Annotated in this window: 2 protein-coding genes; both read left to right on the forward strand. The window is 32.4% G+C overall.

Annotation, left to right across the window (positions count from 1 at the left end; translation table 11 throughout):
* The first annotated feature begins 72 nt into the window (after positions 1–72).
* On the forward strand, positions 73–162 hold the full coding sequence (locus tag ACTD9P_RS29920; RefSeq protein ID WP_438870464.1) for a phosphatase RapI inhibitor PhrI: 90 nt from the start codon (positions 73–75) through the stop codon (positions 160–162).
* Positions 163–248: 86 nt separating this feature from the next.
* The coding region (locus ACTD9P_RS29925; RefSeq protein WP_438870463.1) for a hypothetical protein at positions 249–450 on the forward strand (202 nt) is incomplete at its 3' end.

Below are 450 nucleotides of genomic sequence, written 5' to 3' on the forward strand. Positions count from 1 at the left end.
GTATTGAAGCAAGACGAAAAATTAAAAAAGGGGAGATTATTGATGAAAATCAGCCGGATTCTATTGGCAGCAGTGATTTTAAGTAGTGTATTTTCAATAACTTATTTGCAAAGTGATCATAGTACAGAAGTCAAAGTGGCTGCAGATAGGGTAGGGGCATAAGGGTACTGAAAAAGCTTAATCTTTATTAAAAGGTTAAGCTTTTTTGGGCTATAAATGTAATCAACCAAAGGAGTCAATCAATAGACATGGAACAGGTTAATAATTTGTCTCAATTTAAAGAGATGGTACAAAAACATTCAACTGGAGAAACATATTATAGAGGTCAACTATCTCATTATACTGATATCAATTCAAGTATTTCGAGAGATAAGGGATATGTATTAAATGAAGATAAAATTTTCACCGAGTCAGTTTTGATAATGCCAAACGAATTCGAACACATTCATG

This window comes from Pseudomonas onubensis, assembly GCF_965653655.1.
In the GTDB taxonomy this organism is placed as follows: Bacteria; Pseudomonadota; Gammaproteobacteria; order Pseudomonadales; family Pseudomonadaceae; genus Aquipseudomonas.